Origin of the sequence: Lapillicoccus sp. (assembly GCF_039935575.1) — a bacterium.
Taxonomy (GTDB): Bacteria; Actinomycetota; Actinomycetes; order Actinomycetales; family Dermatophilaceae; genus Lapillicoccus.
The window spans coordinates 1-7,161 of sequence record NZ_JBDTKA010000067.1 but is presented as its reverse complement, the minus strand read 5'-3'; the positions used below and the strand labels follow the sequence as shown (position 1 = coordinate 7,161).

Sequence of the window (7,161 nt, the reverse complement as noted above, 5' to 3'; positions counted from 1 at the left end):
GCCCGGTAGCGTCGGTCGGGACGAAAGGGTGCATACAGGTGCGAGGGCGTCGATTCGCGCGTGACCAGAACCCCTACCGCCTGGTCTGGGCGGCATCCGATGCTGCCGTCTGGGCGATCGCGATCTGGGGCGCTCGCTGGCTGCGGTACGACTTCGAACCGCACCATCTGATCACCTGGCCGACCGTGTTCGTGGGCATCGCCGCGGGCCTGGTCCACCTGCTCTTCGGGTTCCTCATCGGTCCCTACTCGATCGGGCACCTGCGGGCCTCCTTCGAGGAGGTCGTGGACCTCACCAAGGCCGTCCTGATGACGATGGTCGTGCTCATCATCCCGGTGATCCTCGCCAACCCGATGCTCGTGCCCCGCTCCGTCCCGATCACGGGCGGCGCCCTGGCGCTGCTCACGATGTTCTCGATGCGGCTCGCCGTGCGCACCTGGCGGATCAACCGCCGACGCACCGACGGCAAGCGCCGGGTCATCGTGTTCGGCGCCGGCGAGGGCGGCCGACTCCTGCTGCGCACTCTCACCCACGACGGCACCTCACCCTTCGCCCCGGTGGCCCTGCTCGACGACAGCCCGCTCAAGCAGCGGCTCAGCATCGAGGGCGTCTCGGTCCGCGGTACCCGCGACGACCTCGAGGCCGTGGCAGCGGGTATGCGTGCGGAGACCCTGGCGATCGCCGTCCCCTCGGCCGACTCGGCGCTCATCCGTGACCTCACCGACCGGGCCACCGCCTGCGGGCTGGCCACCCTCGTGCTTCCGTCCGCGCGCGAGCTGATGGGCGGGCTGTCCTCGACCGACCTGCGGGACGTCAACATGGCCGACCTGCTCGGCCGTCGGCCGATCCGCCTCGACACCACCGCGATCGCGGAGTCGATCTCCGGCAAGCGCATTCTGGTCACCGGCGCGGGCGGTTCGATCGGGTCCGAGCTGTGCCACCAGATCAGCCGCTTCGGCCCCGAACGCCTGGTGATGCTGGACCGCGACGAGTCGGCGTTACAGGCCGTCCAGCTGCTCATCGACGGCAACGGGCTGCTCGAGAGCGACGACGTCGTCCTCGCCGACATTCGCGACCTGTCCGCCGTCCAGGCGGTCTTCGCGCAGGTCAAGCCCGACATGGTCTTCCACACCGCCGCGCTCAAGCACCTCCCGCTGTTGGAGAGCTACCCCCGGGAGGCGTGGCGTTCCAACGTCATCGGGACGCTCAACATCCTGCGCGCCTCCCGTGACGCCGGGGTCGGCACGGTCGTCAACATCTCCACCGACAAGGCTGCCGACCCCACCAGCGCGCTCGGTTACAGCAAGCGGCTGGCCGAGCGGTTGACGGCAGACTTCGCGCGCAAGAGCGACGGCCACTTCGTCTCCGTACGCTTCGGCAACGTCCTCGGCTCACGCGGTTCGGTCATCCACGCGTTCACCGCGCAGATCGAGCAGGGTGGGCCGGTCACCGTCACCCACCCCGACGTCGAACGGTTCTTCATGCTGGTCCCCGAGGCCTGCCAGCTGGTGCTGCAGGCGTCCACGATCGGCAGCGATGGCGAGGTGATGGTCCTCGACATGGGCGAGCCGGTGAAGATCATCGACGTCGCCCGCACCCTGATCCGCCTCGACGGGCGCCCCACCGACATCGTCTTCACCGGGCTGCGGCCGGGCGAGAAGCTCGACGAGGTGCTGTTCAGCGACACCGAGCACCCCACCCCCACCGCACACCCCCTCGTCTCCAGCGTCCACGTCAAGGCGCTTGACCGCGCGGTCGTGGAGTCCGCCGACGTCGTCGACCACGCCACAGCGAAGGCCTGGATGCGCGCCCACACGACACGACCAGCCGACGCCGAGAACCGCAACGCCGACCTCGCCGTGATGGAGCTCGACGACGCGGATCTCGCCGACGCGGGATGGACCGACCAGGGCGTCGCGTGACCCGAATCCTGCTCTCCCAGGCCGATGTCACCGAGCTCGAGGAGAAGGCGGTCACCCAGGCCGTCCGATCGGGCTGGGTCACGCCGCTCGGACCCGACGTGGACGCCTTCGAAGCCGAAGTCGCCGACCGGGTCGGTGTCGCCGGCGCGCTAGCCCTGTCCAGCGGCACGGCTGCCCTGCACCTGGCGCTGCTCGGGGTCGGTGCCCGACCGGGCCGCGTCGTGCTGGTCCCCACGCTCACCTTCGCTGCCAGCGCCAACGCGGTCGTCCAGAGTGGGGCGACACCGGTCTTCGTCGACTGCCTCGCTCGCGACGGCAACGTCGACCCAGCGCTGCTCGTCGCGGCGGCCGACCGGCTCCGGGACGAGGGCGAGGACGTCGCTGCCGTGATGACCGTCGATCTTTTCGGCCAGATTGCCGACCACGCGTCCATCGCCCCCGATCTGGAACGTCGAGGCATACCCCTGGTCGAGGACGCCGCAGAGTCCCTCGGTGCCACGCGCGACGGCCGAGACGCCGGGTCGTTCGGTGCGGTGGCCGCACTGTCGTTCAACGGCAACAAGATCATGACCACGTCAGGCGGCGGCATGCTGCTGAGCGACGACACGGATCTCGTCGACCGGGCGCGCTACCTGTCCACGCAGGCCCGTCAGCCCGTGCCGTGGTACGAGCACACCGAGGTCGGCTTCAACTACCGGCTGTCCAACATCCTCGCCGCCCTCGGACGCGCTCAGCTGTCCCGGCTCGACGAGATGATAGGGAGGCGTCGGGCGATCAGAGTCCGGTATGCGTCGCAGCTCGCCGACCTGCCCGGGCTGCGCTTCCTGGGGCAGGACCCCGCTGACCCGAAAGACGCGCACGAGCCTTCCCATGCAACGGAGGACAACTGCTGGTTGACCGTCGTGGTGCTCGGCGAGTCGGCGCAGGTCCGGCCGGCCGAGCTGATCGCCGCCCTGGCCGCCCAGGACATCGAGGCCCGGCACGTCTGGAAGCCGATGCACCTCCAGCCAGTCTTCGCCGGGCACCGCGCGTTCACGACGGGCGTGGCCGAGTCGCTGTTCGACTCGGGCGTCACCCTGCCCAGCGGCTCCGCGCTGGCGGACGACGACATCGACCGCGTCGCGGCCGCCGTTCTCGGCGTCCTGGCCCCCTGAGAGCCCCCGCGTGCCGCCCCTCGACTCGAAACGCCCGCTCGACCCAAAACGCCTGCTCGACCTCAGCGTCGCCGTCCCGGCGCTCGTGCTCTCCGCGCCCGTCCTAGGCGCAGTCGCCATCGCTGTGGCGTGGCGTCTCGGGCGGCCAGTGCTCTTCCGTCAGCTGCGTCCAGGGCTGCACGGTGAGCCGTTCGAGCTCGTGAAGTTCCGCACCATGCTCCCGGTGGACCCGGCCCGAGGTCGGGTGGGCGACGCCTCGCGGATGACCCGGTTGGGCGGCTTCCTGCGCGCGTCGAGTCTCGACGAGCTGCCGACCCTGGTCAACGTCGTCCGGGGCGACATGTCACTGGTGGGACCACGGCCGCTGTTGACGGCCTACCTCTCCCGCTACTCCCCCGAGCAGGCGCGCCGCCACGACGTGCGGCCCGGGTTGACCGGGCTGGCGCAGGTGAGCGGCCGCAACGCCCTGAGCTGGGACGACCGGCTGGCCCTCGACGTGGAGTATGTCGAGCGGCGCAGCCTGGGTGTCGACCTGCGCATCCTGTGCAGGACCGTTGCCGCGGTGGTGCGCCGGGAAGGGATTGCCGCCGAGGGGTCGGCGACGATGCCGGAGTTCCTGGGCAGTCCCTCACTCAAGGCCGACGCGGGAGCGGCCGGATGAGCAGCCCGATCGTGATCGTCGGCTGCGGCGGGTTCGGCCGCGAGGTCCACGACGTCGTCGAGGCCATCAACGCGGCGGACCCGTTCGACGACCGCTGGCAGCTGTTGGGCTACGTCGACGACTCGCCCACCGACACCAACTCCGCTCTCGTCGTCCACCGGGGCTCGCGGGTGCTGGGCGGCGTCGGCTGGTTCGACTCGGCGTCGCCGGACACCCGGTTCGTCATCGGGATCGGGACGGGTGCGGTTCGGCGAGCCATCGACGCACGGCTCACAGCGGCCGGTTTCGACGCGGCGGTGCTGGTGCACCCGGCGGCGAGCCTGGGCGCCGACACCCGCCTCGCCGCTGGCACCGTGGTGTGCGCGGGCGTGCGAGTCACCACGAACGTCACCGTCGGGCGCCACACCCACCTCAACCTCAACTCCACCGTCGGCCATGACACGACCATCGGCGACTACGTCACCATCAACCCGATCGCCGCGATCTCCGGCAACGTCACGCTCGAGGACGAGGTGATGATGGGGACCCACTCGGCCGTCCTGCAAGGTCTGCGGATCGGCGCGCGCTCGATCGTCGGCGCCGGTGCGTGCGTCGTCAAGGACGTCCCCGCGGACGTCACCGTCAAGGGCGTCCCGGCTCGCTGACCGGAGTCGGGCCACCGGACCCCGATCCGGCCGTCGCGCTCAGCCCGCCCAGCATGCGTACCGAGCCCGGTCGGCGCAGCTCTTGCAACTGTGCCCGTAGCCCCGCGCGGCGTGCCGCCGGACCCTCGGAGGCGCGTCCGACACTGCGCGCCACCCATTCGACACCAGCCAGCATCACGAGCGTCACCTCGGTCGTGGCACCGGGTGCGTGCTTGCGCAGGTAGCGCATCCGACTGACCCGCCCGGCCGCGTATGCCGCGCCCGAGACGTCGGCGCCGCTCCCGGAACTGGCCCCGCCGACGTGCCGCCCCCACTGCTGCGGCACGAACGCGCACCCCCCAGGGGCGCGAGCGCACAGGTCGACGTCCTCGTAGTACAGCTCGAACCGGGTGTCGAAACCCCCCCAGGCTGTGAAGTCACCGCTGCGCACCAGCAGCAGGGCGCCGGAGACCTGGTCCACCCGGATCACTCGGTCCGGCACGGCGGCGGCGCGCATCGCATACACGCGTGGCCCGAGCACCGCCTTGAGCAGCTCCCGAGCCCGGGTCACCCGGCGGCGAGCGCTGAGCACTCCCGGTGCGCGGGGGCTCTCGACCTGGGCGCCGACGACGCTTCGAACGCCGAGGCCGGGCAACGCGACCAGCTCCGACAGTGAGCGCCCCAGCTCGACGTCCGGGTTGACGAACGCCAACCAGTCGACGTCCCCACCGAGGTGCTCCACACCGCGGTTGCAGCCCGCGGCGAACCCGACGTTGACGTCGGGGAAGTAGCGCAGTCGCGAATCCCCCAGACTCTCGACCGAAGCCCGGGTGACGTCGTCGGACGAGTTGTCTTGCACGACAATGGAAACGACGCCGCTGTCGGCCAACAGCGGACGCAGGCAAGCCTCCAGCGTCGGGGTTGACCGATAGCCCACGACGACCACGCCGATCGTCGGCGCACCGTCCTCGCGGGTCAGGTCAGGCAACGGCGGACTCCGCACCGCGAGCAGGAGGGTCGAAAGGCCGCGAGCCGCTGCCCAGGTCGGCCGAGCCGGCTCGGCGCCACAACCATAGGACGAACGCTGCCTGCACGAGGTAGACCACGGTCGAGGCGACGGCCACCCCCATCGCGCCCCACCGGGCGGCGCACGGCACGTAGACGACGGCGAGCGTGAGGGAGACCAGACCGACCCACATCGGCGGCCGGGTGTCGACGCGACGCAGCAGGCTGGAGAACGCGACCCGGGCCGGCCCCTGCGCGACGACACCGGGAAGAAGCACCAGGATCAGGGGCACTGCGTCGGCATACTCCGGCAGCACCCGGCCCAGTAGCGTGACGCTCGCGAGCGCGATGAGGACCGCCGCGCCCACCGACAGACCGAGGTTGACGACGAGCAGCCGCCGGTCGCGCGCGTGCAGGTCGGTGCCGGCGTCGGCCTCACCGCGCGAGAACGCCGCGAGGCTGAACGCTTCCGCGACGATCCAGATCAGGCCGGCGACCGCGATGGCCACCGAGTAGATGCCCACCTCACGGGACGCCGCCAGCAAGCCGAGCACGACGACGTCGGCGCGGTAGAGCAGCTGGTTCCCGACCAGTCCGACATGGGCGAGGAGCGAGGTGCGCAACACCGCCCTCCGATCGGCGGGCTGGCGGGGTCCCTGACGCACGAGGGAGGCATACGTGCGGATCGCGTATGCCGTCGACAGGACGAGCGCGACCAGCCAGGACGCCACGACGGGGCCGGCCTGCCGGGTGACGATCGCCGCGGGAAGCCCCAGCACGAGGTAGGCGAGGGACTGGATCGCCCAGGCGTTGCGGAACGCGCGGTGCTGGCCGAGTCCCTGGACGCTGCGCAGGACGTAGAGGTTGACGGCAACCAGTCCCGAACCCGCCACCAGCGCGACGTGGCCGGTGCGGCCCAGACCGCCGAGACCCTCGGGGAGGAGCAGCGCTGCCACCAGCGCGACTGCGACGACGGTTCCGATGATCGAGGACGCCAACCTCGTGCCGGCTCGCAGCCCCGCGGTGCCCGAGGTCTGGGCGGCTGTCGTCCCCACGTGCAGGCTCGCGAACAGGATCGCCCCCGCGACAGTGCAGGTGGACGTGATGAAGGCCAGCTCACCGCGCCCGGACGGGCCCAACGCCGCCGCCGACCCGAAGGTCACCAGGAAGCTCCCGACCAGCGGCGCTGCCTGCGACAGCGTGAGGTCGACCAGGGAGCGGCGGTTCACGCCTGCCATCATGCCCGAGCGCGTTCTCCGGTCCTCCGCTGCGACTTCGGAGGACCACGTCTGACTGTAGTGCTTCCTGCCCGGTGGGCGCAGGCTGGTGACGGCGAGCGCAGGCTATATCGTGCGCCCACCGTCACTCCCCTGCCCCAGTCGGGATCGCTATGTCCGCCAGCACCCCCGCTCTGCCGGGGCACCCAGGTTCGCCGGATCCACCCGGGCGTCCGGAGCTGGTCGTGGTCACGCCGTACGGGCGCACCGGTGGCAGCAGTCGCGTGCGGGTCTACGACTGGCTCGACCACCTCGGGCTCTGCGCGCAGGTGCACGCCTACCGGGGGTCGTCGGACAACCGTCCCCGCGCCCTGTTGCGCGACCCCTTGCGCACCGCGCGCGCCGAGGTGTCGACCCGGCGGGTGGCCACCAGCGGTTCGTTGCTCGTCTCCCGCGAGGCGTCGCCGCTCAGCACCGGGCGCCTCGAGTCGCGGCTGCTGCGGTCGGCGGGACACGGGGTCTACGACGTCGACGACGCGCTGTTCCACGACACCGGTTCCGGTGTGCGCCGGCTGTTCA

General features: G+C 71.2%; 7 protein-coding genes. 5 read left to right on the top strand and 2 right to left on the bottom strand.

Annotated elements, in window-relative coordinates:
- The 4 genes from ABI385_RS08215 to ABI385_RS08200 all read left to right on the top strand — a co-directional run.
- A partial coding sequence (locus tag ABI385_RS08215; protein WP_348103265.1) for a nucleoside-diphosphate sugar epimerase/dehydratase occupies nucleotides 1-1,922 on the top strand: 1,922 nt, incomplete at its 5' end.
- A complete protein-coding gene (locus tag ABI385_RS08210) occupies nucleotides 1,919-3,076 on the top strand; it encodes an aminotransferase class I/II-fold pyridoxal phosphate-dependent enzyme (protein WP_348103264.1) in 1,158 nt (385 codons plus the stop codon). The genes ABI385_RS08215 and ABI385_RS08210, both read left to right, overlap by 4 nt.
- 10 nt (nucleotides 3,077-3,086) lie before the next feature.
- Nucleotides 3,087-3,737, top strand: a complete 651-nt coding sequence (locus ABI385_RS08205) for a sugar transferase (protein ID WP_348103263.1) — start codon at nucleotides 3,087-3,089, stop codon at nucleotides 3,735-3,737.
- Nucleotides 3,734-4,381 (top strand): acetyltransferase, encoded by a 648-nt coding sequence (locus tag ABI385_RS08200; protein WP_348103262.1) that lies wholly within the window; start codon nucleotides 3,734-3,736, stop codon nucleotides 4,379-4,381. Before ABI385_RS08205 ends, ABI385_RS08200 begins: the two co-directional genes overlap by 4 nt.
- Here the strand turns inward: ABI385_RS08200 and ABI385_RS08195 are convergent.
- Together ABI385_RS08195 and ABI385_RS08190 are read right to left on the bottom strand one after the other, a co-directional pair.
- A complete protein-coding gene (locus tag ABI385_RS08195) occupies nucleotides 4,359-5,348 on the bottom strand; it encodes a glycosyltransferase family 2 protein (RefSeq protein ID WP_348103261.1) in 990 nt (329 codons plus the stop codon). The two genes, ABI385_RS08200 and ABI385_RS08195, sit on opposite strands and share 23 nt — an antisense overlap.
- The gene (locus ABI385_RS08190; protein ID WP_348103260.1) at nucleotides 5,341-6,594 is read right to left on the bottom strand and encodes a hypothetical protein; all 1,254 of its coding nucleotides are present in this window, start codon (nucleotides 6,592-6,594) and stop codon (nucleotides 5,341-5,343) included. The genes ABI385_RS08195 and ABI385_RS08190 overlap by 8 nt, the downstream gene beginning before the upstream one ends.
- 233 nt (nucleotides 6,595-6,827) lie before the next feature.
- On the opposite strand from ABI385_RS08190, the gene ABI385_RS08185 reads away from it, so the two are divergent.
- On the top strand, nucleotides 6,828-7,161 hold a 334-nt coding region (locus tag ABI385_RS08185; protein WP_348103259.1), incomplete at its 3' end, for a hypothetical protein.

Excerpts from the sequence above, each read along its gene's own strand:
- ABI385_RS08200 (WP_348103262.1), top strand. The coding sequence starts at position 3,734 with ATGAGCAGCCCGATCGTGATCGTCGGCTGCGGCGGGTTCGGCCGCGAG.